Raw genomic sequence first — 25,311 nt, 5'->3', positions numbered from 1 at the left:
GTGCCAATTCTAACGAAGCGATAACCGCTGCTATTCCGTGCCCAGCCGAAACACGCATGACACAAACGCGCTATAACGTAAGCTCACTTGCAACTCACCCGCAGCGTCCAACGATGCGCGCTCTCTCGGAGGAATAAAAACTTGACGACACTGACCGTGCCGCAAAGGCCCGAGGGCCGCGTGAGAGTCTGGCGACTCATCGCGACGATCATGCTGATTCTCACCGGGGTGATCCTGGCGCTGAGTCTCGGCGCCTCCCCCGCCCAGGCCGCCACCGCGCCGCCGCTGACGGCCGCCCCGTGCGCCACCGACGACGCGACCGGCTGCCTGCAGGGAACGATCAAGCTCCCCAACGGCGACCCGGCCGTCGGCATCGAACTGGCCATCACAGGCGCCGACCTCGACACCGTCGCTGTCACGGGCGACGACGGCAAGTGGAGCCAGGCGATCACCGTCGCCGGCCCGTACACGATCGAGCTCGACACCTCGACGATCCCCGACGGAGCCGTTCTCGACTCGAACGCCAAGAACCCGGCCACCGTCACCGGTGCCCTGAACAAGAACACCGGATACATCTTCAAGATCGTGGGCGGAACCACCGCCGACGACGGCACCACCACGCAGACGCCGACGGCGGCCGCTGGCACGGGCATCACGTTCGACCGCTTCCTGCAGCAGCTGGTGTCGGGCATCCGCCTCGGCCTGCTGCTCGCCCTCGCGGCCGTCGGCCTCTCGCTGATCTTCGGAACCACGGGGCTGTCGAACTTCGCGCACGGCGAGCAGGTCACCCTCGGTGGTCTGCTGGCCTACCTCTTCGCGAACGTGCTGGGGCTGAACCTGATCCTCGCTGCGATCATCTCCGTCGTGATCTGTGCGGCGACCGGCTACTTCCAGGATGCGCTGATCTGGAAGCCCCTCCGGCGCCGGGGGCTGGGCACGACCCAGCTCATGATCGTGACCATCGGGCTCTCGATCGCGCTGCAGTACGCGTTCCAGTACTTCCTGGGGGCATCCACGGTGCGTATCGACCAGGCGAACCCGGTGACGGTGGCGCTCGGGCCGGTCACGCTCTCTGCACAGTCGCTCATCTCGATGGGTATCGCCGTGGTCATCATCGCGCTGGTCGGCTTCGTGCTGGTCAAGACGCGCATCGGCCGGGCCACCCGCGCCGTTTCAGACAACCCGTCGCTGGCGGCGGCATCCGGCATCGACGTCGACCGCATCATCCGCTTGGTGTGGACGTCGGCGGCAGCCCTCGCCGGCCTCTCGGGCGTGCTGCTCGGCCTCGTGCTGAACGGCGTCAACTGGCAGACCGGCCTGCAGCTGCTGCTGCTGATGTTCGCCGCGATCACCCTCGGCGGGCTCGGTACCGCCTTCGGCGCCCTCGCCGGCGCTATGATCATCGGCCTCGTCGTGGAGCTCACGAACCTCGTTCTGCCGGGCGACTTCAAGTACGCCACGGCACTCGTCATCTTGATCCTCGTGCTGCTCGTCAGGCCGCAGGGCATCTTCGGGCGCCGAGAGCGCATCGGTTAGAAGGGCTGTACTCATGGATCAATTTCTCACCACTCTGACCTCGATTCTCAACTCGGCGATCTCGCCGCAGACGGCAGCCCTCGCTATTGCGGCGATAGGCCTCAACATCCACTTCGGCTACACCGGCCTGCTGAACTTCGGCCAGGCCGGGTTCATGCTGATCGGCGCCTACGCGTTCGCCATCTCGATCATCGGCGGGCTGCCGATCGTCCTGGCCGTGCTGATCGCGCTCGTCGCAGCGACGATCTTCGCGCTCATCCTCGGCATTCCCACGCTGAAGCTGCGGGGCGACTACCTGGCGATCGTCACGCTGTCGGCGGCGGAGATCGTGCGGATGGTCGGCCGCTCCTCGCTGCTGACCAACGTCACCGGCGGCTCGAACGGCATCACAGGCAACGAGTACCGCGGCCCGTTCACCGACCTGTCATTCTTCGGTGACGGCCACATCGACTTCGGCCCGTGGAGCTACGACGCGACGGGCTCGAACGGCTGGTGGTTCATCGCCACCGCCTGGCTCGTCGTCGCGCTGCTCTGCCTCTTCGTCTGGGCGATCATGCGGAGCCCCTGGGGCCGCGTGCTCCGCGGCATCCGCGAAGACGAGGATGCCGTGCGCGCGCTCGGCAAGAACGTCTACAGCTACAAGATGCAGGCCCTCATCCTCGGTGGCGTGATCGGTGCGATCGCCGGAATCGTCTACATCCTGCCGGCGTCGCTCCAGGCCGACAGCATGGGCCGCTCGATGACCTACTTCATCTTCACCGCCCTACTGCTGGGTGGCGCTGCGACGGTGTTCGGCCCGGTGCTCGGGGCGATCGTCTTCTTCGCGATCCGCCTCTTCGTGCAGGGTGTCGCCGGCCAGTTCGTGCCCTCGAACATCATGAACGGCCAGCAGACCGAGCAGTTCGCCTGGATCGTCATCGGCATCACGCTGATGCTGGTCGTCATCTTCAGACCGCAGGGAATCCTCGGCAACAAGAAGGAGCTGAGCTTCGATGTCAAGTGACGTACCCACCACCACCAGCACCATCACCGCGGCGGGAGCGGCCGCCAAGGCGAGCGTCGCCGGCGTCTCCCCCACCCCCGGGGTGGCCAAGCCCGACCCGATCCTGACCGTCGACCATGTCACCCGCCGCTTCGGCGGCATGACGGCCGTCGACGTGCAGCACCTCGAGGTGCAGCGCGGCATCATCACGGCCCTCATCGGCCCGAACGGTGCCGGCAAGACCACGTTCTTCAACCTCATCACCGGCTTCGACAAGCCGAGCTCGGCGCCGAAGCTGATCGGCGGGCCGAAGGCGGGCGAGGCGGCCAAGTCGTCGTTCAACGGCAACGAGGTGGGCAACATCGGGGCGACCAAGGTCGCCAAGAAGGGCATGGTGCGCACCTTCCAGCTGACGAAGGCGCTCTCGAAGCTCACCGTTCTCGAGAACATGCGCCTCGGCGCGAAGGACCAGCCCGGCGAGAACCTGCTCGTCGCCATCGTCAAGCCGCTCTGGGCCAAGCGCGAGGCGGAGATCACGGCCAAGGCCGAGGAGCTGCTGGCACGCTTCAAACTGCTCGAGAAGAAGGACGACATGGCCGGCAGCCTGTCGGGCGGCCAGAAGAAGCTGCTCGAGATGGCCCGCGCCCTGATGAGCGACCCCGTGATGATCATGCTCGACGAGCCGATGGCCGGGGTGAACCCCGCGCTGACGCAGTCCCTGCTCGGCCACATCCAGGCGCTGAGAGACGACGGGATGACCGTGCTCTTCGTCGAGCACGACATGCACATGGTGCGCCACATCTCCGACTGGGTCGTGGTCATGGCCGAGGGCAAGGTCGTCGCGGAGGGCCCGTCGGGCACCGTGATGGACGACCCGGCCGTCATCGACGCCTACCTCGGAGCGCACCACAACACCGATCTCGGTGACGACTCGCTGCTCACCGACGAGGTCGCCGAAGAACTTGCCGCCGAAGTCACTGCAGAAGAGGGTAAAGCCTAGACATGGCCGATTCGACCGAGACCCGCGTTCCCGTGATGCAGGCGACCGACCTGGTCGCCGGCTACCTTCCGGGCATCAACATCCTGAACGGCTGCAACCTCGACGTCTACCCGGGCGAGCTGATCGGCATCATCGGCCCGAACGGCGCCGGCAAGTCGACCCTGCTGAAGGCGCTCTTCGGCCTCGTCAACGTGCGCTCGGGCTCCGTCACGCTGAAGGGCGAGGACATCACCGGCTACAAGGCCAACAAGCTCGTGCAGGCCGGCGTCGGCTTCGTGCCGCAGAACAACAACGTCTTCCCGTCGCTGACGATCGAGGAGAACCTTCAGATGGGGCTGTTCCTGCGACCCAAGCTGCTGAAGGAGCGCCTCGAGGCCATCTTCGACCTGTTCCCGGTGCTGGCCGATCGCCGGCAGCAGCGCGCAGGGTCGCTCTCCGGTGGTGAGCGCCAGTCGGTCGCGATGGCCCGTGCACTGATGATGGACCCGTCTGTGCTGCTGCTCGACGAGCCCTCCGCAGGCCTCTCCCCCGTGCGCCAGGATGAGACGTTCATCCGCACCCGCCGCATCAACAAGACGGGCGTGTCGATCATCATGGTGGAGCAGAACGCCCGCCGCTGCCTGCAGATCTGCGACCGCGGCTACGTGCTCGACCAGGGCCGGAACGCCTACACCGGCACCGGCCGAGAGCTCGCCGACGACCCGAAGGTGATCGAGCTCTACCTCGGCACCCTCGCGAAAGACGTCGAGGGCGAGACGGGCGCGAACGCCCCCGGCGTCATCTAGAACCACGCTGCCCGCTCTGCGCTGCGCCTCCGCACCCCGAAAGGCCCCGGCCCCGGTCATCCGGCGGCGGGGCCTTTCTGTGGTCGCCGTTCGACGTCGCCCCCGGCCAGGGTTGCGCGTCAGTGCGCGGACTTGCGAAGCTCGGCGTCGTATTGGGCGGCCGTGAAGTGAATCTCGGGCAACAGTGCGAACTCACCGCCGCCGCCCGGCGGAACAGGTTCGCAGTCGGTCTCCCAAGTGAAGTCCGACCAGACTATCTCGTCGCCACGCCTCGTGACCCGAACTGCGAATGCTCCACACCCGATATCCAGACACTCTGGGCAGCGGTAGAGCACAGCACGCCCAGAGGGCAACTCAGCACTGCTTCGGCGTCGCAACACTTCGACCATACGCTGTGCTAGAGGCTCGTAGTCCGGCAGGCCTACGATGTCCCACACATTCGTACGGCCGGTTCGGTTGTCGATCCAGGTGCGGAGCGACACCCCGTCGACTTGCCAGTCTTTGAAGTGAATCCCGCCTCGTCGTCGAATGTCGGAAACAACCGAAAATTCACTGAGCATATCTCGAGTATATAACACCGTCGTCTTGTGCATCCTCCCATCCGTCTGCCGAGAGCAGCAGACTCACGGGCGGCCGGGCGCACGAAGAAGCCCCCGACCGGCGAACCGGGCGGGGGCTTCTCGGTGTGAGAGTGCTACTCCTTAGTAGGAGGTCTGCCCCTCGATGGCCGACTGGAACGTGTACGTGTTGTCAGCGTTGAACTTGTAGATGCCGATGAACGCGCTGGAGGGCTCGTTCTTGTCGTTGAGCGGGCCGGTGCCGGCCTGGCCGGTGTACTGGATCTCCTTGCCGGCCGAGACGAGAGGCGCGCAGGCAGCGTAGCTGTCGCACTTCTCTCCGCCGTTCTTGCCGGAGACAGCGAGCAGTTCCTTGTTCAGGTCTGCCGACACGTTCGACTTGGCCTTCAGGGCCGCCAGGGCGGTCAGGATGGTCGCGTCGTACGACTCGGGGCCGTAGGCGAAGTCCTTCAGGTCAGCGCCCTCAGCACCCTTGTACCAGTCGACGAGCTGCGTGCGGAACTCATCGTTCGGCGTCGCGCCCGGGATGGTTCCCTGAACGTCGGTCAGCGTGCCGGACTGGAAGTCCTTGCTGTAGTCCGACGTGTTGCCGTCCGACAGGTAGGTCTTCGGCATCGTCCAGCCCTGGGCGACGAGCTCGGGGATGATCGACTTGGTCTCGTCGAATGCGAGGATGACGATCGCGTCGGGCTTGGAGGCCAGAGCCGCCGTCACCTCGGCCGAGAACGTGGTCTGGCCGGGAGGGAACTCCTGGCCAGAGCCCTTGCCGCCGTAGACGACGGTTCCACCCGAGGCTTCGATCGATGCCTGCGTGAAGTCGCGGAGACCGGTGCCGTAGGAGTCGTTGAAGACGAGGAAGGCGACGTTCGAGTTGCCGTCACCCGTGATCAGCGAACCGAGCGCCGAGCCCTGCACCGAGTCCGGCGGAGCCAGACGGAAGTAGTAGGGGCCGTAGCCGCTCAGCTTCGCCGACGTGTTGGCACCCGAGATCTGGGTGATCTGCGCCGAGGCGAATGCGTCGACGACGTTCAGCGAGACGCTGGAGGACGCGGCACCGATGGCGACCGAGACCTTCGCGGCGATCAGCTTCTGGGCGCTGGCGGTCGAGACGCTGAGGTCGGTCGAGTCGCCGGAGTCGGTTGCGACGACACAGGCCGGCTTGCCGTCGACGCCACCGGCGGCGTTGATGTCGGAGACGGCCAGACCGACGCCCGCCTGCTCTGGCGGGTTGAGGTAGGCGAGCGTTCCCGTGACGGGGAGGATCGTACCGACGACGAGGTTGCTGCTCGTGGTCGCGTCGCTCGCGCAGTCTGCCGACGTCGCCGCGGCTGACGCCGGTGCGGAGGAGGTCGAAGAAGTCGTGCTGCCACCGGAGGCACAGCCGGAGAGCATGATGGCAATGATGCCTGCTCCGGCCAGAACGGACGTCCGGAGGGCACTCTTGGATTTGATCATCCTGTTGAACCCTTTCATAGTGCTCGCGAATTCCGGGCCACCACAGCGACGGCCCCTCGCGTTCATTAGGGTCAAACCTAGGGTTCTTATGTTTCGAGGATGTTTTCTGAACGGTCTGATAAGAGATTGTTAGCATTTCGTGACCGGGCACGACCGGCGCGACCGGCGCGGCCCGCACGACCGGCGCGCACCAGGTCGACGCTGAGCACGATGAGCGCCAGCCACACGATCGCGAACCCCGCGAGGCGCTCGGGCGGCATCGGTTCGCCGAGCAGGAACACGCCGACGACGAACTGCAGGATGGGCGTCAGGTACTGCACGAAGCCGATGAAGACGAGCGGCAGCCGCTTCGAGGCCGACGCGAACAGCAGCAGCGGAACGGCCGTCACGACTCCCGCGCCGATCAACCCGGCGGCATGCCAGAAGCCGAGCGCCCCGAAGGAGATGCCGGTGGTGGCTCCGACCACGGCCAGCTGGACCACCATGAACGGGAACAGCCAGAGCGACTCCAGCGTCAACCCGTCGAGCGCGTCGATGCGCGGCCCGACCTGCTTCTTCACCAATCCGTACAGCCCGAACGACCCGGCGAGGATGAGCGAGATCCACGGGATGGCGCCGTACCCGATGGTCAACACCACCACGGCGACGAGGCTGATCGCGAGGCTGGCCCACTGCAGCATCCGCAGCCGCTCCCGCAGGATGAACACGCCGAGCAGAATCGTGACGATCGGGTTGATGAAGTAGCCGAGCGACGCTTCGAGGATCTGCCCGCCGGTGCTGGCGATGACATAGGTCTGCCAGTTGATGTAGATGAGAACGCCGGCCAGGCCCATCACCAGAACGAGCCGCGGCTGGCGGAAGACCGCGAAGAACCTCGACCAGCCGCGCAGCACGGTCAGCAGCAGCGCGCAGACGACGAGCGCCCAGACCACCCGCCAGGCGACGATCTCGAACGCACTCGCCGGCACCAGCAGAAGGAAGTAGAGCGGGAGAAGGCCCCAGACGAGATAGGCCCCGAGGGCATAGAAAAGCCCGGACCGACTCGGCCCGGGCTTTTCAGGAGAACTGGAACTCACTAACGAACGATAACAGCCAGAACGTCGCGGGCCGACAGCACGAGGTACTCTTCGCCGTCGTACTTGACCTCGGTTCCGCCGTACTTCGAGTAGAGAACCTTGTCGCCGACGCTCACGTCGAGCGGCACGCGGTTGCCGTTGTCGTCGATGCGGCCGGGGCCGACAGCCTCGACGACGCCCTCCTGCGGCTTCTCTTTGGCCGTGTCAGGAATGACGAGACCGGAAGCAGTGGTCGTCTCTGCTTCGACCTGCTTGATAACGATGCGATCCTCGAGCGGCTTGATGGAGACCGACACAGTTGACCTCTTCTTTCTTCGGTTCAAAGTCAATTTTTTGGCACACTCACACTGAGAGTGCTAACTCCACTTTAGGGGTGCTGCTGGCACTCGGTCAACCTGAGTGCCAGCCCGCAGCCCGGCCCCGCCTAAACTTGGCGCATGCAGAGATCCGAGCTCGACGTGCTGATGACAGCTGAGGGCCTGAACCTCCTCGACTCTCTCCCGCCCTACACGAACGGGGCCGACATCGTGCGGTCTGTCGCCGATCTGCGGAAGCAGGGCCACCCGGTCGACCTGGTCGGAGCGGTCATGACGCAGGCCCGCCTCCGGGCGCGCGCGACCGTCAAGTTCGGTGACTTCGCCGACCGGATGCTCTTCACCGCCGCCGGGCTGGAACAGGCCACCCGGCTGAACGTCGCCGCCCTGCACGCCGGGCGGTTCCGTGCAGCGGGCATCGAGCGGGTCGCCGACCTCGGCTGTGGCATCGGAGGCGACGCCCTCGCCTTCGCGGGCCTCGGCCTCGAAGTGGTCGCCGTCGACCGCGACGAGGTGACAGCAGCCCTGGCCTCCTACAATCTCGCCCCCTTCGACACGGCGACGGTCGAGCTCGGCGAGGCCGAGGCCTTCGACACCTCCCGGGTCGACGCGGTCTACTTCGACCCCGCGCGCCGAACGGCGGGCCACAGCAACACGGCGCGGCTGACCGATCCCGATGACTACACGCCGTCGCTCGGCCATGTCTTCGAGACGGCTGGGCGGATGCCCGTGGGCGTCAAGCTCGGCCCGGGCCTCGATCGCGAACTGCTGCCGCAGAACGCCGAGGCGCAGTGGGTGTCGGTCGACGGCAGTGTGGTCGAGACCGGGCTGTGGTTCGGAGCGCTGGCGCGGCCGGGCATCCACCGCTCGGCACTCGTGATCGCGAACGGGCGAACGAATGAGCTCACCGCCGCGGCGGACTCGCCCGATGTGGAGGCGGGGGCGCTCGGCGAGTACCTCTACGAGCCCGATGGCAGCGTCATCCGGGCCCGCCTGATCGGCGACCTCGCCCGCCGCATCGACGCACGCATGGTGACGGAGCAGATCGCCTACCTGACAGCCGACGCGCTCGTCGAGACGCCGTTCGCCTCCGCGTTCCGGGTTCGAGAGGTGCTGCCCTTCAGCGTCGGTGCGCTGAAGAAGCGGCTGCGCGCGCTCGGTATCGGGCGGCTCGAGATCAAGAAGCGCGGGGTCGACGTCGACCCGGCGGCGCTCCGGCCGAAGCTCGCGCTGCAGGGCGACGCCGAGGCGACGCTGTTCGTGACGCGGCTCGCGGGTCGGCACGCGGCGATTCTCGCCGACCGGCTGGGCTGAGCGGGCCGACCGGCTGGGCTGAGCGGGCCGACCGGCTGGGCTGAGCGGGCCGACCGGCTGGGCTGACCGGGCAGACCCAGCCCCGCACGCGGAGAGGGCGCCGAGCCGAAGCCCGACGCCCTCTCTGAGACGACTCTGTACGAGTAGTACGCCTCAGTACGAGTAGTACGACGAGTTGTTGTCGTTGATGCCCATCGCGATGAGCACGACGAAGCCGATGATCAGCACGATCGACAGCAGGATGCCGACGAAGCCCACGATGATCGCGGTCAGCCAGAACCCCTTCGCCGTCGGCTCCTTGCGGCGGCCGATGAAGCCGAGCACCACACCGCCGACGGAGAAGATGAACCCGCCGATACCGATGCTGAACGCCGAGATCAGAATGCCGAGGATGGCCGCGATCATGCCGATGAGGCTGAGCACGGGCGTCGGCTTGCTCGCGCCCGGCGCGCCGTAGGCGGCGGGAGCGCCGTACCCGGGGGCAGCGGGCGCCCCGGGTGCGCCGTACGAGGGGCCACCGGGTGCGCTCGGTGCGCCGTAGTTCGGGGTGCTCGGCGCTCCGTAGTTCGGCGCGCTCGGTGCACTGTAGCTCGGCGCGGCGGGCGGCGCGGTCGGCGGGGCCGGCGGTGCGGGCGGGCCCGGCACTTCGGCCGGGGTGGGCGCCGGAGGCGGCGTGTCGGAGCCCGAGACGGGCGGCACAGCCGGGTTCGCGGCGTTGTCGCCGCTCGGGTTCTGGGGATCGGTCATGGTGAGCGTTCCTTCCGCTTGTTCGGTCTTCGGTGCTGGAGGACTCTGTCGAGCCTAGCGGTCAGTCGTGGCCGGGCCGGGTCGACGAACCGGTCAGTAGCTGCTCGAGACCGACGAGGCACCCACCACGGCGATCACGAAGATGATGTAGATGATCAGCAGCGCCAGCTCGACGAAACCGATGATGATCGCCGCGATCGCCAGGCCACGCCCGCCCTCGCCGGTGCGCTTGATCTGGTTCAGGCCGACGAAGCCGAGCACGATGCCGATGATCGTGAAGCCGACGATCGACACCACGAGGGCCACGATCGAGAGCACGTTGGTGCGGCGGGCTGGCGCTCCACTGGCGGAGTATGAGGCAGGTGTGGTCATGGCGATGGGCTCCTTTGTCGGTGCCCATAGTGGCAGTCATCCCGAACGGGTGTCAACGCGCGTGACTCCGGGCTACGCCACCTGGATGTCGGTGACCGGCAGCGTGGAGTCCGCTCCGAAATCGAGACCCGACGGTGCGTGGCCGCGCATGACCAGCTGCGCCCCGAGCGCCGCGATCATCGCGCCGTTGTCGGTGCAGAGCGACAGCGGCGGAATGCGCAGCGCGACGCCCGCGGCATCCGCCCGCTCCTCGGCGAGTTCGCGCACCCGGGCGTTCGCCACGACGCCACCGCCGAGCAGCAGCCGCGGTACCCCGAGGTCGGCGCAGGCGGCCAGCGCCTTCGTCACGAGCACGTCGGCGACCGCTTCGCGGAAGCTCGCCGCGACATCCGCCACCGGAATCTCCTCACCCCGGTCGCCGCGCGCCTCGACCCAGCGCGCCACGGCAGTCTTCAACCCCGAGAACGAGAAGTCGTAGCGGTGCTTCTCGCGGTCTTTCGGCAGGCTGAGCCCGCGGGGGAACCGGATGGCCTTGGGGTTGCCACCGACGGCGACCCTGTCGATCTGCGGGCCGCCCGGGTAGGGCAGTCCGAGCACCCGCGCCACCTTGTCGAATGCCTCGCCGGCCGCATCGTCGATTGTCTCGCCGAGCAGTTCGACGTCGCCGACCAGGTCGCGCACGAGCAGCAGGGAGGTGTGCCCGCCCGACACCAGCAGCGCGACGGTCGGGTACTCGAGCGGCTCGGAATCCGGCGTCACCAGGTCGACGCCGACATGCCCCACGAGGTGGTTGACCGCGTACAGCGGCGTGCCGGTCGAGAGAGCGAGGGCCTTCGCGGCCGCCACTCCCACCATCAGAGCGCCAGAGAGCCCGGGCCCGCAGGTGACGGCGATGGCGTCGATGTCGTCGAAGGTCAGCTCCGCTTCGGCGAGGGCCGAGTGGATGGTCGGGGTCAGCGCCTCGAGATGAGCCCGTGCGGCGATCTCGGGGACGACACCGCCGTAGCGCGCATGCTCGTCCATCGACGAGGCGATCACGTTTGCCAGCAGGGTGGTACCGCGCACGATGCCGACGCCTGTCTCGTCACAGGATGTCTCGATGCCGAGCACGACGGGTTCGCGGGCGGCCGGGGCCGTGGCTTTGTCAGCAACCGCAGCGGCGGTTGCGGCCGGGGCCGTGTCGGCGGCCGCAGCGGCGGTTGCACCTGTCACTGCACCTGTGTCTGTCATGCGGCACCTCCGGCCGGCAGGTCGAGTCGCATCACCACGGCGTCGACGTCGTCGGGCTGGTAGTACCCGCGGCGCACTCCGATCGGCGAGAAGCCCAGCGCGTCGTAGAGCGTCTGCGCTCCCGGGTTGTCGGCCCGCACCTCGAGGAAGACCCGGCGCGCGCCCCGCGCCACCGCCTCGGCGATCAGTGCGGTCATGAGCGTTCGCCCAAGCCCGCGCCGCCGGGCATCCGGAGCCACGGCGATCGTCTGGATGTCGGCATCCGCCGCTCCCCGCGGGCTCATCAGCCCCGCGTACCCCGCGAGCGCCGGCGCGTCGCCCGGCGCAACGCCCGGCGCGTCGCCCGGCGCGCTGCCCGTCGCGGCGGTGGCGACCAGGTAGTAGCAGTACGGCTGCGACAGATCGCCGAGCATCATCGCCCGCGACCACGCGTCGTTCTCGAAGGTCGCCGTCTCGAGCGCCATGATCGCGTCGACATCGTTCGGCCCCGCCACCCGCAGCACGAACTCCTCCGCGCGCTCTGCCGCGCCACTCACGGCACCACTCACTGCGCCACTGTCTGCGCCGCCCACTGCGTCACTCTCTGCGCGGCTCACTGCGTCACCCGCTTCACGCCGGTCGACACCGTGACGTCGGGCGACCGCAGGTAGAGCGCCTGGTCGGAGGCGAACGCGCCACCCGTCTGCTTCAGCGCGAGCGCCACCAGCGCCAGCGCCCCGGCAGACACATGCGCCCCGTCGGTCGTTCGCGCGAGCGGATGCGGCAGTGCCTCGGGCTTCGCAAGCCCCGGCCCGCCGAGGCGTCGCGGCGGCACCGGCGTCGTTCCCGCGAGGGGCGCCGCTGCTGCGAGGGGCGCCGCACCCGCAGGGGGCACAGCCCCCGCGTCGCCGAGCTCGTAGAGCGACCAGTACACCTCGTGCCGCCGGGCATCCGTCACCACCAGCAGCTCGCCGACCCCGCCGGCCGCCGCCTCGGCGAGCGCGATCGCGTCGTGGCTCACCACCGGCAGCAGCTCGATTCCGGCGCCGAGCGCGAAGACGCGTGCCGCGGCGATGCCGACACGCAGCCCGGTGAACGGACCCGGCCCCATGCCCGCCACGACGCCGGTCAGCTCACCGACAGTCACCCCGGCCTCGGCGAGCGCCTGCTCGATCAGTCGGCCGATGACCTCCGCGTGCTTCATCGTGTCGAAACCGTCTGCCTGGCTGAGCACTTCAGGGCTCTGGATGCCCGCCCCACCCCGCACGACGGCCACACTGGTGCCCGCCGAGGTGTCGATCGCCAGCAGAAGCTCGGGCGTGCCGGTCATCGGCGCTCCCCCGCCGGCTCGGCTGTCTCGCCGGATGCCAGCGCACGCCCGGCCGCACCGCGGCGGTAGAGCGCCACCCGGCGCGGCTCGACCGGCTCGTCGACGTCGACCTCGCCGCCCGCGCCCTCGGCCGCGCCATCGTCTCCGGCCCTGACCGCACCGTCACCCGAGTCACCGCGTGGGCGCTCGATCACGAGTTCGCTGTACCCGTCGACGAGGTTCTCGATCATCCCCGCCCCCCACTCGACCACCACGATCGAGTGCGCGAAGTCGATGTCGAGGTCTTCGAGCTCGGCCGCGGCGCCCAAGCGGTACGCGTCGACGTGCACCAGCGGAACCCCGGTCGCTCCGTTCGGATGCGTGCGCGCGAGCACGAAAGTGGGGCTCGTCACGGCTCCCCGAACGCCCAGACCCTCGCCGAGCCCGCGGGTGAAGGTCGTCTTGCCTGCCCCGAGCTCCCCGGTCAGCACCAGCACGTCGCCGGCCGCCAGCCGCCCCGCGAACTGCACGCCGAGCGCGTGCATCGCTTCGGGATCGGCGACCACCCACGACTCGACAGCCCCTGCGTCTCCCTCTGCGTCTGCCTCTGCCTCAGCCTCGCCCGCGCGCTCCGCGCCGGCCGCCTTATCGCCGACGTACTGCCGCACCACCCTCGGACCCACCCGGGCCACGATCTCGTCGCCGATCGTGCGGGCCCAGCCGGCCCACTCCTCGGCCGTCGGCACCGCGCTCGCCCCCGCACCAGCTCCGGCATCCGCAGCCGCCCCGGCACCCGCGCCAGCGCCCGGCGCCTCGCCGAACACCACCACCTCGTCGCCGAGCGCCACCGGAGCATCGCCCACATCGACCACGATCTGGTCCATCGCCACCCGGCCGGCCACCCGGTACCGGGTGCCACCGATCCACACCTCGCCGCGCCCGCTCGCCGCGCGCGGAATGCCGTCCGCATACCCGAGCGGCACCAGCGCCAGCGTCGTCTCGCGCGTCGTGCGGTAGTCGAACCCGTACGACACACCGTGCCCCGCCGGCACCCGCTTCACCGACACTACCGGAGCCGTCAGCGTCATCACGGGCCGGAGCCCCAACTCTTCGGCGGTCTCATCGTCGAACGGCGAGACCCCGTAGGCGGCGATGCCGAAGCGCACCATGTCGAAGCGTGCCTCTGGCATGCGGATGCCCGCCGAGCTCGCCGCGAGATGCAGCTTCACGAATCGCGCGCCCAGCCCCTCTGCGACGGTCACCGCCGCCCGGAACGCGTCGAGCGCATCGCGGTCGTGCTCGGGCGAGGCATCGGCCAGGTGCGACCACGCCGCGTAGAGCCGCAGCGAACCGGCCGCATCGAGCTCCAGCGCCCGGGTCACCAGTCCGGGCCACTGCTCGACCGTTGCCCCGTTGCGGTGCAGCCCGGTGTCGATCTTCAGGTGCACGCACGCCGGTTCCGCATCCGTGAGGCGACCGTGCGCGTCCGCGATGCGTTCCAGCTGCCACAGGGCAGACACCCCGATGTCGATGCCGGCCGCGACCGCGCCGTCGAAGTCGGCGTCGGGTCCGTGCATCCACGCGAAGATCGGAACCGTGAACCCCGCCTCCCGCAGCGCGAGCGCCGCAGGGATGTCGAGCACGGCGAGCGCCGTCGCGCCGGCCTCGAGCGCCGCAGCGGCCAGCTCCACCATGCCGTGCCCATAGGCGTCGGCCTTCACGGCGACCATGGTCTCGGCCGGGGCGGCCAGGCCGGCGAGCACGCGCACGTTGTGCCGGAACGCGTCGAGGTTTATCCGCGCCACCCGCTCGGGCGCATCCCCGCTCCGCAGGAGGTCTTCCTTCACGATGTGCTCGCTCACGACACGTACCGCCGTTCGATGCGCTGCCCGACCCGGGTCACGATCTCGTAGTTGATCGTCTCGGCGGCTTCCGCCCACTCCTCGGCCGACGGATGCCCGTCCCGAGGGTCACCGAACAGCACGACCCGGTCCCCCACCGCCACGGACGCGTCGTGCACGTCGGCCACGAACTGGTCCATCGCGATACGCCCCGACACACGGAACCGCTCGCCGCCGATCGACACGGGCGCCCGGTTCGACCCCAGCCGCGGAATCCCGTCTGCATAGCCGAGCGCCACCAGCGCCAGGGTCGACTCCGCCGAGGTGCGGTAGGTGTAGCCGTACGAGACGGCGCTGCCCGTCGGCACGCGCTTCACCGAGATGACCCGCCCTTCGACGCGCATCGCGGGCCGCAGCCCCAGGTCGGCAGACGTTGCGTCGTCGAACGGCGACAGCCCGTACATCCCGATCCCGAGTCGCACCATCGACAGCCTCGTCTCCGGCAGTCGCAGCGCCCCCGCCGTCGACGCGAGGTGGATGATCGGCGGCACCACACCGGCCACCCGGGCCTGCTCGACCGCGCTGTGCAGCCGCGCGAGCTGGGCGCGGTCCTCCTCGTCGCTGGTGTTGGAGAGGTGACTGAACAGCCCCGTCACCACCACTTCGCCGCTCCGTTCGAGCTCCGCAGCCCGCCCGAAGAGTGCGCTCCACTCGGCCTCGCACGCGCCGTTCCGCCCGAGCCCCGTGTCGATCTTCAGCTGAACGCGCGCCACAGCGCCGACCTCCCGCCGCAGCTCCGCCACCGTCGCCGCGATCGCGTCGAGCTGGCGCACCGAACTCACGCCCACATCGATCGACCGCAGAACCGCCTGGGTGAACCCCGCCTGCGGCCCGTGCAACCACGCCAGCACCGGAACGTCGAGCCCGGCATCCCGTAGCGCCAGCGCCTCGTCGAGGTCGGCCACCCCTAACCACGTCGCACCGGCGTCGATCGCCGCGCGCGCGACCTGCACGGCACCGTGCCCGTACCCGTTCGCCTTGACCACGGCCATCACCTCGGCCGGCCCGACCAGCGCCCGCACCGCCTGCACATTGTGCCGCACCGCACCGAGGTCGATCACGGCCAACCGCAGCGGCGGCGCCTCGGCCACTCCGCCGACCTCATCCACCGCACTCACTGCGCCCCGCCTTCCGCCACCACGAACGCGCACGCAGAATCCCCGTCGTGGCTCATCGACAGGTGCAGCACTCCGATGCCGTGCGCCGCCACCGACTCGGCGGCGAACCCGGCGAGCCGGAAGGACGGCTTGCCGTGCGCATCCGACACGATCTCGACGTCGTGCCAGCGGAACCCGGTCGGGTCGCCCACCGCCTTCACCAACGCCTCTTTCGCCGCGAACCGAGCGGCCAGCGAACGAAGCGACAGGGCGCGTTCGCTCTCAGCGAACAGCCGCGTCACGAGGGCCGGAGTGCGCGACAATGACCGCTTGAACCGCGGTACGTCGACGATGTCGACACCCACGCCGATGATCACGAACCCGAACCCCGGGCCGCTACTCGACCGTGACCGATTTGGCGAGGTTGCGGGGCTGATCGACGTCGAGGCCCTTGGCGGTCGCCAACTCCATCGCGAAGATCTGCAGCGGAACAACGGCCAGCAGCGGCTCGAACAGCGCACCCGCCAACGGAATCGGAATCACTTCGTCGGCGAAGGGCAGCACCGCGGCATCGCCCTGCTCGGCGACCGCCAGAATGCGGGCACCGCGCGCACGGATCTCCTGGATGTTCGACACGACCTTCGCGTGCAGGGAGTTCGGGTCGCGCGGGCTCGGCACCACCACGAACACCGGCTGGCCCGGCTCGATCAGTGCGATCGGCCCGTGCTTCAGCTCGCCGGCGGCGAATCCCTCCGCGTGGATGTACGCCAGCTCCTTGAGCTTCAGCGCCCCTTCGAGTGCCACCGGGTATCCCACGTGCCGACCCAGGAAGAGCACGGCGCGGGAGTCCGACATCCACTTCGCCAGCTCCTGGATGCGGGTGGAGGTCAGCAGCACCTGCTCGAGCTTCCCGGGGATGCTCGACAGCTCGTCGAGAGCCCCGGCGATCTCGTCGCCCGACAGCGTTCCGCGCACCTCGGCGAGGTGCAGGCCGAAGAGGTAGAGCGCCGCGATCTGCGCGACGAACGCCTTCGTCGACGCCACCGCGACCTCGGGGCCCGCGTGCGTGTAGATCACCGCATCCGACTCGCGGGCGATCGTCGCCCCCTGCGTGTTGCAGATCGAGAGCGTCGCCGCACCTGCGTCGATCGCGTACTTGACGGCCATCAGCGTGTCCATCGTCTCGCCCGACTGGCTGATCGAGACCACCAGCGTGCGCGGCGTCAACACGGGCTCGCTGTACCGGAACTCGTGCGAGAGCTGCACCTCCACCGGGATGCGGGCCCACTTCTCGAGGGCGTACTTGCCGAGCATGCCCGCGTAGCTCGCGGTACCGCACGCGATGATGACGATGCGGTCGATGTCGGCGAGTTTCTCCCCGAGCCCCGCCAGGTCGGGTAGAACGACACGGTCGTCATGGATGCGCGTACGCAGCGTGTTCGCGACCGCCTCGGGCTGCTCGCTGATCTCCTTCGCCATGAAGCTCGACCAGCCGCCCTTCTCGGCGGCGGAGGCATCCCACGAGACCTGGAACTCCTGCGCCTCGACGTCGGTGCCGAAGAAGTCCGTCACCGTCACCGAATCGGGCGTGATCGTCACGATCTGGTCCTGGCCGATGGCCACCGCGCGCCGCGTGTGCTCGACGAAGGCCGCGACATCCGACCCCAGGAAGTTCTCGCCGTCACCCAGCCCGATGACCAGCGGGGAGTTGCGGCGGGCGCCGACCACGACGAGCGGCTCGTCCCGGTGCAGGGCGAGCAGCGTGAAGGCGCCCTCGAGGCGCACGACGACCCGGCCGAGTGCGGCAGCGAGCCCGCCCCCGGCCTCGTACTCGCGACCGAGCAACTTCGCGGCCACCTCCGTGTCGGTCTCGCTCTCGAAGGTGTAACCGTCGGCGAGCAGCTCGGCCTTCAGTTCGGCGAAGTTCTCGATGATGCCGTTGTGGATGAGCGCGAGCTTGCCGTCCCTGCTCAGATGCGGGTGCGCGTTGACGTCGGTCGGGCCGCCGTGGGTCGCCCACCGGGTGTGACCGATGCCCGTCGAACCGTCGGTCAGCGCCTCTGCGGCCAGATCATCCACCAGCACGGAGAGCTTGCCCGCACGCTTTCGCGTGACCAGGTCGCCCTCCTCGGTGATGATCGCCACCCCGGCGGAGTCGTATCCGCGGTACTCGAGTCGCCGCAGCCCCCCGAGGAGAACCTCCAGGCTTTTTGGTCGTCCGACGTAGCCCACGATTCCACACATGGATTCGATTTTACAGGGGGGTTCCCTGAGTTGAGGCACAATGGACTCCTATGGCTGATTCCGCGTCGATTCCCGCAGTGGGGCAGACGACTCCCTACGTCGAGATCGACAGGGCCGACTGGGCAGCGCTGGCCCCGGCCACGCCGCATCCGCTCCTCGAAACCGAGATCGTGCAGTTGCGGGGCCTCGGCGAGCCGCTCGACATGACAGAGGTCGGCGAGGTCTATCTGCCCCTCAGTCGGCTGCTGAACCTCTACGCGGGGGCGCGCCAGCACCTGCACCGCCAGACCGCAGACTTTCTCGGCGAGCGGGCGGAGCGCACGCCGTTCGTCGTCGGCGTCGCGGGCTCTGTGGCGGTCGGCAAGTCGACCATCGCGCGGCTGCTCCGCGAGCTGCTGGCGCGCTGGGATGACACGCCCCGCGTCGAGCTCGTCACCACCGACGGCTTCCTGCTGCCGAACCGCGAGCTGAACCGTCGCGGCATCATGGACCGCAAGGGCTTTCCCGAGAGCTACGACCGCCGCGCGCTGCTGCGCTTCGTGAGCGCCGTGAAGAGCGGGGCCGAAGAGGTGCGTGCCCCGTTCTACTCGCACCTCAGCTACGACATCGTGCCGAACGCGCAGATCGTCGTGCGCCAGCCCGACATCCTCATCGTCGAGGGTCTGAACGTGCTGCAGCCGCCGTCGCCCGCCCACCGTCTCGCGGTCAGCGACCTCTTCGACTTCACGATCTATGTGGATGCCCGCACGACCGACATCGCGCACTGGTACGAAGAGCGCTTCCTGAAACTGCAGCGCGGCGCCTTCGCGAACCCGAGCTCGTACTTCCACCGGTACTCGAGCCTCACCGAGGAGGAGGCGCGACGCACCGCGCGCACCATCTGGGAGTCGATCAACGAGCCGAACCTGCTGCAGAACGTGCTGCCCACCCGCTCGCGCGCGACCCTCGTGCTGCAGAAGGGCGCCAACCACGCGGTCTCCCGCGTGCTCCTCCGCAAGCTCTAGCGACCGGCGGCCCCCGCCCAGCGCGGGGCAGACTGCGCAGGAGCCCAGCGGGGCAGCCTGCGCTAGAGCGCGAGCTGGGCGCGCACGACGGCGGCGAGGCCCTCGGCCACGCGGTCGGCGGTCGCCTGGTCGGCGGCCTCCACCATCACGCGCACCAGCGGCTCGGTTCCCGAAGGCCGCAGCAGCACACGGCCCGAATCCCCGAGCTCCTCGCCTGCGGCCCGCACGGCGGCGGCCAGCACCTCGTCGGTCGTCGACCGCGAACGGTCGACCCCGGCCACGTTGATGAGCGTCTGCGGGTAGACCGTCATCACCGACGCCAGCTCGGCCAGCGTCTTGCCCGTGCCGGCCATGTGGCTCGCCAGCTGCAGCCCGGTCAGGATGCCGTCACCCGTCGTCGCGTAGTCGCCGAAGATGATGTGACCCGACTGCTCACCGCCGAGGTTGTACCCGTTGGCGTTGATCGCCTCGAGCACGTAGCGGTCGCCCACCTTCGTCTCGAGCATCCGGATGCCCTGCTCCGCCATCGCCCTGCGGAGCCCGAGGTTCGACATGACGGTGGCGACGAGAGTGCTCTCGACGAGCGCCCCGCGCTGGTTCAGGGCGGTCGCGAGGATGGCCATGATCTGGTCGCCGTCGACGACCGCGCCCGTGGCGTCGATCGCGAGGCAGCGGTCGGCGTCGCCGTCGTGCGCGATGCCGAGGTCGGCGCCGTGCTCGACGACGGCGGCGGCGAGACCGGCGAGGTGGGTCGAGCCCACACCGTCGTTGATGTTCTCGCCGTTGGGGTCGTTGCCCATCACGGTGACGCGGGCGCCGGCATCGGTGAAGACGTCGGGCGAGACCCCCGCCGCTGCGCCGTGCGCGCAGTCGAGCACGACGTGGATGCCGTCGAGCCGGTGTGGAAGCGTGCCGAGGAGGTGCACCACGTAGCGGTCTTCGGCGTCGGCGAAGCGCCGGATGCGACCGACGTCGCCACCGAGCGGAACCAGGAACGGTTCACCGAGGGCGGCCTCGATGGCCTCCTCGATCTCGTCGTCGAGCTTCTTGCCGCCGCGCGCGAAGAACTTGATGCCGTTGTCGGGCGCAGGGTTGTGCGAAGCGGAGATCATGCAGCCGAAGTCGGCGCCGAGGTCGGCGACGAGATAGGCGGCGGCCGGCGTGGGGATCACACCGGCGTCGAACACGTCGACGCCCGAACTGGCAAAGCCGGCCGCGACCGCTGCGGCGATGAAATCACCGGAGGTACGCGGGTCTCGTGCGAGAACCGCGATCGGTCGTCGGCCGGCTGAACGTGCCGGGGCGCCGAGCACCACGGAGGCGGCTTGAGCTACGCGAAGAGCCAGATCTGCCGTGACATCTCTGTTCGCGAGCCCACGCACACCATCGGTGCCGAACAGGCCAGCCACAACGAAGAACTAAACGCCGGGGGCGATCAGCGCTTGGAGAACTGAGGAGCCTTACGGGCCTTCTTGAGACCAGCCTTCTTGCGCTCCTTGACTCGGGCGTCGCGGCTCAGGAAGCCGGCCTTCTTCAGGGTCGCGCGGTTGTTCTCTTCGTCGATCTCGTTGAGCGCGCGGGCGATGCCGAGGCGCAGTGCACCGGCTTGGCCGGAGGGGCCGCCGCCGGAGATCTTCGCGATGACGTCGTAGCTGCCGAGCAGGTCGAGGAGCTTGAACGGGTCGTTGATCAGCTGCTGGTGCAGCTTGTTCGGGAAGAAGTCCTCGAACTCACGGCCGTTGACGACGATGGTGCCGGAGCCGGGGGTGAGACGCACGCGGGCGATGGCCTGCTTGCGACGACCGACGGCCGCGCCGCCGACGCTCAGCACGGGGCGAGCAGCCTTCGGGGTCTCGACGGTGGGGGTTTCAGTCGAGTAGCTCTCGGGAGCTACGTCGATCTGGTCTGCGATTTTCGCCACTTTGGTTACGAATCCTTTGTCTGAAGTCTGAAAGACCGGCGGGCGCTACTGCGCGACCTGGTCGAAGGTGTAGGGAACGGGCTGCTGGGCAGCGTGAGGGTGCTCAGAGCCGGTGTAGACCTTCAGCTTCGTCAGCTGGGCACGACCGATCGAGTTCTTCGGGAGCATGCCGCGGATGGCCTTCTCGACCGCGCGGGTGGGGTTCGTCTCGAGGAGCTGCGTGTAGTTCATCGACGAGAGACCGCCCGGGTAACCCGAGTGGCGGTAGGCGATCTTCTGGGCGGCCTTCGAGCCGGTCAGGGCGACCTTCTCCGCGTTGATGATGATGACGAAGTCGCCACCGTCGAGGTGCGGGCTGAAGGTCGGCTTGTTCTTGCCGCGCAGGATGATCGCGGCGTGGCTGGCCAGGCGGCCGAGCACGACGTCGGTCGCGTCGATGATGACCCAGTTGCGAACGATCTCGCTCACTTTGGGAGAATAGGTACGAGTCACAGTGATAGTGCTTTCTTGGTCGAAATGAGGTGTCCGTGAATCCCACTCCGTGGCCGATTCACTTCGCGCACACCGAGAGGATCGGTTTCGCGAGCGAGGAACGGGCCTGTGGAGGGCTCAACTTCGGGCGGCACAGAGAACTGTTGCACACCAAGGGTCGACTCTAGTCGATCTGGAGCCCGATAGCCAGTCGGTGCTCGGCGAGCAACTCCCGTGAACGGCGGGCGCGGGTCTCCTCCGCGCGCTGCGCCAGGCCCGCGGCATCCGGATACCCGACTTCTGTGAGAGTGAGGCCGCGGGCGGGCATCACCTTGAACGCACTCGTTCGCTCGAGCGCATCGCGGAGCCGCACGATGTCGTCGAGGGCGAGCCGGCCCTCCCCCACCGCCACAGAGGCACCGACGACCGCGCGCACCATGCTGTGGCAGAACGCGTCGGCCTGCAGTGTCGCGGAGACGATGCCGTCATCGCCCCGTGACCAGCGGAAGTCCTGCAGGGTGCGGATGGTGGTGGCGAACGCCCGCGGCTTGCAGAACGAGGCCCAGTCGTGAAGGCCCAGCAGTTCGTTCGCGACCTCCTGCATGGCGTCGACGTCGAGCACCTTCGTCGTCCACGCCGTGATGCGCCGGGTGAGCGGGCTCCGCGCCGGCAGGGTGTCGGCGATGCGGTACTCGTACCGGCGCCAGAGCGCCGAGAACCGGGCGTCGAAGCCTTCGGGGGCGACGCTCGTGCGCCGCACGACGATGTCGGCCACGCGGCCGAGCACCCCGTTCACGCTCAGGGCGATGCGGCTGATCCGGATGTTCGCCGCCTGCTCCGGCGTCAGGTCGAGGTGCACGACCTGGCCCTGGGCGTGCACCCCGGCATCCGTGCGCCCGGCGACGACCACCGACGGCAGCACACCGAGGCCGGAGTACAACCGGGCCAGCGCGCCCTCGAGCTCGCCCTGCACCGTACGGAGCCCGGGCTGCTTGGCCCAGCCCGCGAAGTCGGTTCCCTCGTAGGCCAGGTCGAATCGCACCCGCACCAGCTCGGCCACGCCCGCCGCCTCTCAGATCGCGGGCGCTGCCCCCAGCTCGGCACCCTCGGGGTACGTCTCGAACATTCTCGACGCGAAGTCGTCGGTGTCGACAGTACCAAGGCCGAGCAGGGTCTCTGTGCGCAGGATGCCCGGCATGCCCGGCACGCGCTCGAGAATGAGTTCGCGCAGGTGCGGCTGGTCGCTGATGCGGAAGCGGGCCGTGAGGTCGTACCGGCCGGTGACGACGGTGAGCTGCTCGAGTTCGGGCAGTTCGGCCAGGGCGTCGATGGTCGCTGACCGGTCTTCCTCGGGTTTCAGCGTGATGTTCACCACGGCGACGACACCGAGGCCCAGCCGCGCCCAGTCGATCGCGACGGAGTACTGCTTGACGACACCTGTTCGCTCGAACCGGGCAAGCCGCTCGGCGACGGCAGGCGGCGACATTCCGACCTTCCGGCTGAGGGCCCGCTGCGACTGGCGTGAATCACGGGCCAGCTCCCTCAGCAGGGCCACGTCTTTGCCGTCGAGACTCACCTCGGGGCCGGCGAACCCGGCGGCGATCTTCGACGAGAACAGGCTGCGCTTCTTCATTTACTCTCCACACGTTCATCCCCTATGACAAGCGAATCTGAGTATAACTTACCTTTTGGCGCAAAAAAGAACCCCGGCAGCCGCGCTCGGGTGCCGGGGTTCTCGCGTGGTGCGGAACTACTTGGTGTCGGCCTTCTCGGCAGCGTCTTCCTCGACCTCGGCGGCAGCCTCGGTGGGCTCCTCGTCGGCGATGGGCTCGCTCGTCTCGACAGCCTCGGTCTCCTCGGCGGGAACGTCGGAGTCGGTGGCCTCGTCGGAGACGACGGTGTCGTCGTTCGCAGGGGTCTCGTCGGCGACGGGCGCGGCGGCCGCGCTGCTGCGGGTCGAACGCACCTTCGGCGTCACGGGCTCGAGAACGAGCTCGATCTGCACCATCGAGGCGTTGTCGCCCTTACGGAAGCCGAGCTTCGTGATGCGGGTGTAGCCACCGTCACGCTCGGCGACCAGCGGAGCGATCTCGGTGAACAGCTCGTGCACGACGCTCTTGTCACCGATGGTCGCGAGAACGCGACGACGGGCGTGCAGGTCGCCCTTCTTGGCGAACGTGATGAGACGCTCGGCTACCGGGCGGAGGCGCTTGGCCTTCGTCTCGGTGGTCTTGATGCTCTTGTGCGTGAACAGCTGAGCGGCCAGGTTCGCGAGCAGCAGGCGCTCGTGCGCCGGCCCGCCGCCGAGGCGGGGCCCTTTAGTGGGGGTAGGCATGTCGTTTTCTCCAGTGAGTGGTTCGTGAAATCAGTCCGGCCGGGCCGGAGCGAAGACAAGTGGGGGTTAGATGTTCTCGTCGTCGTAGCCGCCGTAGAAGTGGGCGCCGTCGAAGCCGGGCACCGTGTCCTTCAGCGACAGGCCAAGCTCAACGAGCTTGTCCTTGACTTCATCCACTGACTTCTGGCCGAAGTTGCGAATGTTCATGAGCTGGGTCTCGCTCAGCGCAACGAGCTCGCTGACCGTGTTGATTCCCTCGCGCTTGAGGCAGTTGTACGAGCGCACAGACAGGTCGAGGTCTTCGATCGGCACGGCGAGCTCGGAGCTCAGAACGGCGTCGACGGGAGCCGGGCCGATCTCGATGCCCTCTGCGGCGGTGTTCAGCTCGCGAGCGAGACCGAACAGCTCGGTGAGCGTGCGCCCGGCCGAAGCGATTGCGTCGCGCGGCGTGATGGCCGGCTTCGTCTCGACGTCGACCACGAGGCGGTCGAAGTCGGTGCGCTCACCGGCACGGGTGGCCTCGACGCGGTAGGTGACCTTGAGCACGGGCGAGTAGATCGAGTCGACCGGGATCTGGCCCGCTTCGCTGAACTCGCTGCGGTTCTGGGTCGACGAGACGTAGCCGCGGCCACGCTCGATGATCAGCTCGAGCTCGAACTTCGCCTTGTCGTTCAGGGTGGCGATCACGAGGTCGGGGTTGTGGATCTCCACACCGGCCGGAGCCGAGATGTCGGCAGCCGTGACCTGGCCCGACGCGTGCTTGCGCAGGTAGGCCGTGATCGGCTCGTCGTGCTCGCTCGAGACGACCAGCCCCTTGATGTTCAGGATGATCTCGGTGACGTCTTCTTTCACACCCGGGATGGTGCTGAACTCGTGCAGCACGCCGTCGAGACGGATGCTGGTGACCGCTGCGCCGGGAATCGACGAGAGCAGGGTGCGGCGGAGGGAGTTACCGAGGGTGTAACCGAAACCGGGCTCCAGGGGTTCGATGACGAACCGCGAACGGAACTCGGAGATGTTCTCTTCGGTGAGCGTTGGACGCTGTGCAATGAGCACTGTTGATTCCTTTCGGCTAAGTGTCCGCTATATGACACTTGCGTTTGCATACCGGGTGGCGAGCCCGACGTTATTGAGTTATCAAACTGAGAAAGTTCAGCACGCACCAAGACCATCTCCGAAGAGATGGCCTTGGCACGCGAACTTTTCAGAAGCGCGTGTCGCTTCTGAAAACAGGAATCAGGTCAGACGCGACGACGCTTGGGCGGGCGGCACCCGTTGTGCGCCTGCGGGGTGACGTCGTTGATCGTTCCGACCTCGAGGCCGGCGGCCTGGAGCGAACGGATCGCGGTCTCGCGACCCGAACCCGGGCCCTTGACGAAGACGTCGACCTTCTTGACGCCCTGCTCCTGCGCCTGGCGGGCGGCCGACTCGGCCGACAGCTGCGCGGCGAACGGGGTCGACTTGCGTGAACCCTTGAAGCCGACGGTTCCCGACGAGGCCCAGCTCAGCACGGCACCGGAGGGATCGGTGATCGTGACGATCGTGTTGTTGAACGTCGACTTGATGTGAGCCTGGCCGACGGGGATGTTCTTCTTCTCTTTGCGCCGCGGCTTACGAGCGGCCGATTTTGGTGCTGCCATGATGTTCTCCTAAAACGTTTA

The 25,311-nt window shown here is 68.3% G+C and carries 27 protein-coding genes; 6 read left to right on the top strand and 21 right to left on the bottom strand.

Features of this window, described 5'->3' with window-relative positions:
* Window positions 1-210: 210 nt before the first annotated feature.
* Genes C5B96_RS02270 through C5B96_RS02255 form a run of 4 tightly spaced genes read left to right on the top strand, consistent with a single transcriptional unit; the run spans window position 211 to window position 4,303 of the window.
* Window positions 211-1,536, top strand: coding sequence for a branched-chain amino acid ABC transporter permease (locus C5B96_RS02270; RefSeq protein WP_104242583.1), 1,326 nt, complete (start codon window positions 211-213; stop codon window positions 1,534-1,536).
* 13 nt (window positions 1,537-1,549) lie between these two features.
* Complete coding sequence (locus tag C5B96_RS02265; RefSeq protein WP_104242555.1) at window positions 1,550-2,539, top strand: branched-chain amino acid ABC transporter permease; 990 nt, start codon at window positions 1,550-1,552, stop codon at window positions 2,537-2,539.
* Complete coding sequence (locus C5B96_RS02260; RefSeq protein ID WP_104242553.1) at window positions 2,529-3,518, top strand: ABC transporter ATP-binding protein; 990 nt, start codon at window positions 2,529-2,531, stop codon at window positions 3,516-3,518. Before C5B96_RS02265 ends, C5B96_RS02260 begins: the two co-directional genes overlap by 11 nt.
* A gap of 2 nt (window positions 3,519-3,520) precedes the next feature.
* Window positions 3,521-4,303: an ABC transporter ATP-binding protein gene (locus tag C5B96_RS02255; RefSeq protein WP_104242551.1), complete on the top strand. Its 783-nt coding sequence runs from the start codon at window positions 3,521-3,523 to the stop codon at window positions 4,301-4,303.
* Window positions 4,304-4,422: 119 nt separating this feature from the next.
* Here the strand turns inward: C5B96_RS02255 and C5B96_RS17025 are convergent, their stop codons facing one another.
* The 4 genes from C5B96_RS17025 to groES all read right to left on the bottom strand — a co-directional run bounded on the left by C5B96_RS17025 (window position 4,423) and on the right by groES (window position 7,708).
* Window positions 4,423-4,863 carry a hypothetical protein gene (locus C5B96_RS17025; RefSeq protein WP_146078063.1) on the bottom strand — a complete coding sequence of 147 codons (441 nt, stop codon included), beginning with the start codon at window positions 4,861-4,863 and terminating at the stop codon, window positions 4,423-4,425.
* Between the two features lie 141 nt (window positions 4,864-5,004).
* Window positions 5,005-6,336, bottom strand: coding sequence for an ABC transporter substrate-binding protein (locus C5B96_RS02250; RefSeq protein ID WP_104242549.1), 1,332 nt, complete (start codon window positions 6,334-6,336; stop codon window positions 5,005-5,007).
* Window positions 6,337-6,422: 86 nt separating this feature from the next.
* Window positions 6,423-7,412 (bottom strand): EamA family transporter RarD, encoded by a 990-nt coding sequence (gene rarD, locus C5B96_RS02245; protein WP_104242547.1) that lies wholly within the window; start codon window positions 7,410-7,412, stop codon window positions 6,423-6,425.
* Window positions 7,412-7,708 (bottom strand): co-chaperone GroES, encoded by a 297-nt coding sequence (groES, locus tag C5B96_RS02240; RefSeq protein WP_104242545.1) that lies wholly within the window; start codon window positions 7,706-7,708, stop codon window positions 7,412-7,414. Before groES ends, rarD begins: the two co-directional genes overlap by 1 nt.
* 141 nt (window positions 7,709-7,849) lie before the next feature.
* Here groES and C5B96_RS02235 point away from each other — a divergent pair, with 141 nt between their 5' ends.
* Window positions 7,850-9,040: a class I SAM-dependent methyltransferase gene (locus C5B96_RS02235; protein ID WP_104242543.1), complete on the top strand. Its 1,191-nt coding sequence runs from the start codon at window positions 7,850-7,852 to the stop codon at window positions 9,038-9,040.
* 153 nt (window positions 9,041-9,193) lie between these two features.
* On the opposite strand, the gene C5B96_RS02230 is transcribed toward C5B96_RS02235, so the two are convergent.
* From C5B96_RS02230 to glmS, 9 genes are all read right to left on the bottom strand, one after another.
* Window positions 9,194-9,787, bottom strand: coding sequence for a DUF4190 domain-containing protein (locus C5B96_RS02230; RefSeq protein ID WP_104242541.1), 594 nt, complete (start codon window positions 9,785-9,787; stop codon window positions 9,194-9,196).
* 93 nt (window positions 9,788-9,880) lie between these two features.
* The gene (locus tag C5B96_RS02225; protein ID WP_104242539.1) at window positions 9,881-10,159 is read right to left on the bottom strand and encodes a DUF4190 domain-containing protein; all 279 of its coding nucleotides are present in this window, start codon (window positions 10,157-10,159) and stop codon (window positions 9,881-9,883) included.
* 72 nt (window positions 10,160-10,231) lie between these two features.
* Window positions 10,232-11,269, bottom strand: a complete 1,038-nt coding sequence (gene tsaD, locus C5B96_RS02220; RefSeq protein ID WP_233188947.1) for a tRNA (adenosine(37)-N6)-threonylcarbamoyltransferase complex transferase subunit TsaD — start codon at window positions 11,267-11,269, stop codon at window positions 10,232-10,234.
* Window positions 11,270-11,385: 116 nt separating this feature from the next.
* Window positions 11,386-11,937 (bottom strand): GNAT family N-acetyltransferase, encoded by a 552-nt coding sequence (locus tag C5B96_RS02215; RefSeq protein WP_233188943.1) that lies wholly within the window; start codon window positions 11,935-11,937, stop codon window positions 11,386-11,388.
* 44 nt (window positions 11,938-11,981) lie between these two features.
* Window positions 11,982-12,698, bottom strand: coding sequence for a tRNA (adenosine(37)-N6)-threonylcarbamoyltransferase complex dimerization subunit type 1 TsaB (tsaB, locus tag C5B96_RS02210; RefSeq protein ID WP_104242535.1), 717 nt, complete (start codon window positions 12,696-12,698; stop codon window positions 11,982-11,984).
* Entirely contained in the window at window positions 12,695-14,539 is a 1,845-nt protein-coding gene (gene alr / locus C5B96_RS02205; RefSeq protein WP_233188942.1) for an alanine racemase, read from the bottom strand. The genes tsaB and alr (C5B96_RS02205) overlap by 4 nt, the downstream gene beginning before the upstream one ends.
* Window positions 14,536-15,696 carry an alanine racemase gene (gene alr / locus C5B96_RS02200; RefSeq protein ID WP_233188941.1) on the bottom strand — a complete coding sequence of 387 codons (1,161 nt, stop codon included), beginning with the start codon at window positions 15,694-15,696 and terminating at the stop codon, window positions 14,536-14,538. The genes alr (C5B96_RS02205) and alr (C5B96_RS02200) overlap by 4 nt, the downstream gene beginning before the upstream one ends.
* Window positions 15,693-16,052 (bottom strand): holo-ACP synthase, encoded by a 360-nt coding sequence (locus C5B96_RS02195; RefSeq protein ID WP_104242533.1) that lies wholly within the window; start codon window positions 16,050-16,052, stop codon window positions 15,693-15,695. Before C5B96_RS02195 ends, alr (C5B96_RS02200) begins: the two co-directional genes overlap by 4 nt.
* A gap of 19 nt (window positions 16,053-16,071) precedes the next feature.
* On the bottom strand, window positions 16,072-17,919 hold the full coding sequence (gene glmS / locus C5B96_RS02190) for a glutamine--fructose-6-phosphate transaminase (isomerizing) (protein ID WP_104242531.1): 1,848 nt from the start codon (window positions 17,917-17,919) through the stop codon (window positions 16,072-16,074).
* Between the two features lie 50 nt (window positions 17,920-17,969).
* Between glmS and coaA the strand changes: the two genes are divergently transcribed.
* Complete coding sequence (gene coaA / locus C5B96_RS02185; protein WP_104242529.1) at window positions 17,970-18,923, top strand: type I pantothenate kinase; 954 nt, start codon at window positions 17,970-17,972, stop codon at window positions 18,921-18,923.
* Between the two features lie 62 nt (window positions 18,924-18,985).
* Here coaA and glmM read toward each other — a convergent pair whose 3' ends face one another.
* From glmM to rpsK, 8 genes are all read right to left on the bottom strand, one after another.
* A complete protein-coding gene (glmM, locus tag C5B96_RS02180; RefSeq protein ID WP_104242527.1) occupies window positions 18,986-20,332 on the bottom strand; it encodes a phosphoglucosamine mutase in 1,347 nt (448 codons plus the stop codon).
* A 26-nt stretch (window positions 20,333-20,358) separates the two neighbouring features.
* The gene (gene rpsI / locus C5B96_RS02175) at window positions 20,359-20,844 is read right to left on the bottom strand and encodes a 30S ribosomal protein S9 (RefSeq protein ID WP_104242525.1); all 486 of its coding nucleotides are present in this window, start codon (window positions 20,842-20,844) and stop codon (window positions 20,359-20,361) included.
* A gap of 45 nt (window positions 20,845-20,889) precedes the next feature.
* Window positions 20,890-21,336 carry a 50S ribosomal protein L13 gene (rplM, locus tag C5B96_RS02170; RefSeq protein ID WP_104242523.1) on the bottom strand — a complete coding sequence of 149 codons (447 nt, stop codon included), beginning with the start codon at window positions 21,334-21,336 and terminating at the stop codon, window positions 20,890-20,892.
* 163 nt (window positions 21,337-21,499) lie between these two features.
* Complete coding sequence (gene truA, locus C5B96_RS02165; RefSeq protein ID WP_233188940.1) at window positions 21,500-22,375, bottom strand: tRNA pseudouridine(38-40) synthase TruA; 876 nt, start codon at window positions 22,373-22,375, stop codon at window positions 21,500-21,502.
* A 12-nt stretch (window positions 22,376-22,387) separates the two neighbouring features.
* The gene (locus tag C5B96_RS02160; RefSeq protein ID WP_104242521.1) at window positions 22,388-22,948 is read right to left on the bottom strand and encodes an Lrp/AsnC family transcriptional regulator; all 561 of its coding nucleotides are present in this window, start codon (window positions 22,946-22,948) and stop codon (window positions 22,388-22,390) included.
* A 117-nt stretch (window positions 22,949-23,065) separates the two neighbouring features.
* On the bottom strand, window positions 23,066-23,650 hold the full coding sequence (gene rplQ, locus C5B96_RS02155; protein WP_104242519.1) for a 50S ribosomal protein L17: 585 nt from the start codon (window positions 23,648-23,650) through the stop codon (window positions 23,066-23,068).
* 66 nt (window positions 23,651-23,716) lie between these two features.
* Window positions 23,717-24,706: a DNA-directed RNA polymerase subunit alpha gene (locus C5B96_RS02150; protein ID WP_104242517.1), complete on the bottom strand. Its 990-nt coding sequence runs from the start codon at window positions 24,704-24,706 to the stop codon at window positions 23,717-23,719.
* A 185-nt stretch (window positions 24,707-24,891) separates the two neighbouring features.
* On the bottom strand, window positions 24,892-25,290 hold the full coding sequence (gene rpsK, locus C5B96_RS02145; protein WP_104242515.1) for a 30S ribosomal protein S11: 399 nt from the start codon (window positions 25,288-25,290) through the stop codon (window positions 24,892-24,894).
* Window positions 25,291-25,311: the final 21 nt, after the last annotated feature.

The organism is Subtercola sp. Z020 (assembly GCF_002931235.1).
GTDB lineage: Bacteria > Actinomycetota > Actinomycetes > Actinomycetales > Microbacteriaceae > Subtercola.
The sequence above is the reverse complement of the archived record's forward strand: the minus strand, read 5'-3'. Positions and strand labels throughout refer to the sequence as shown.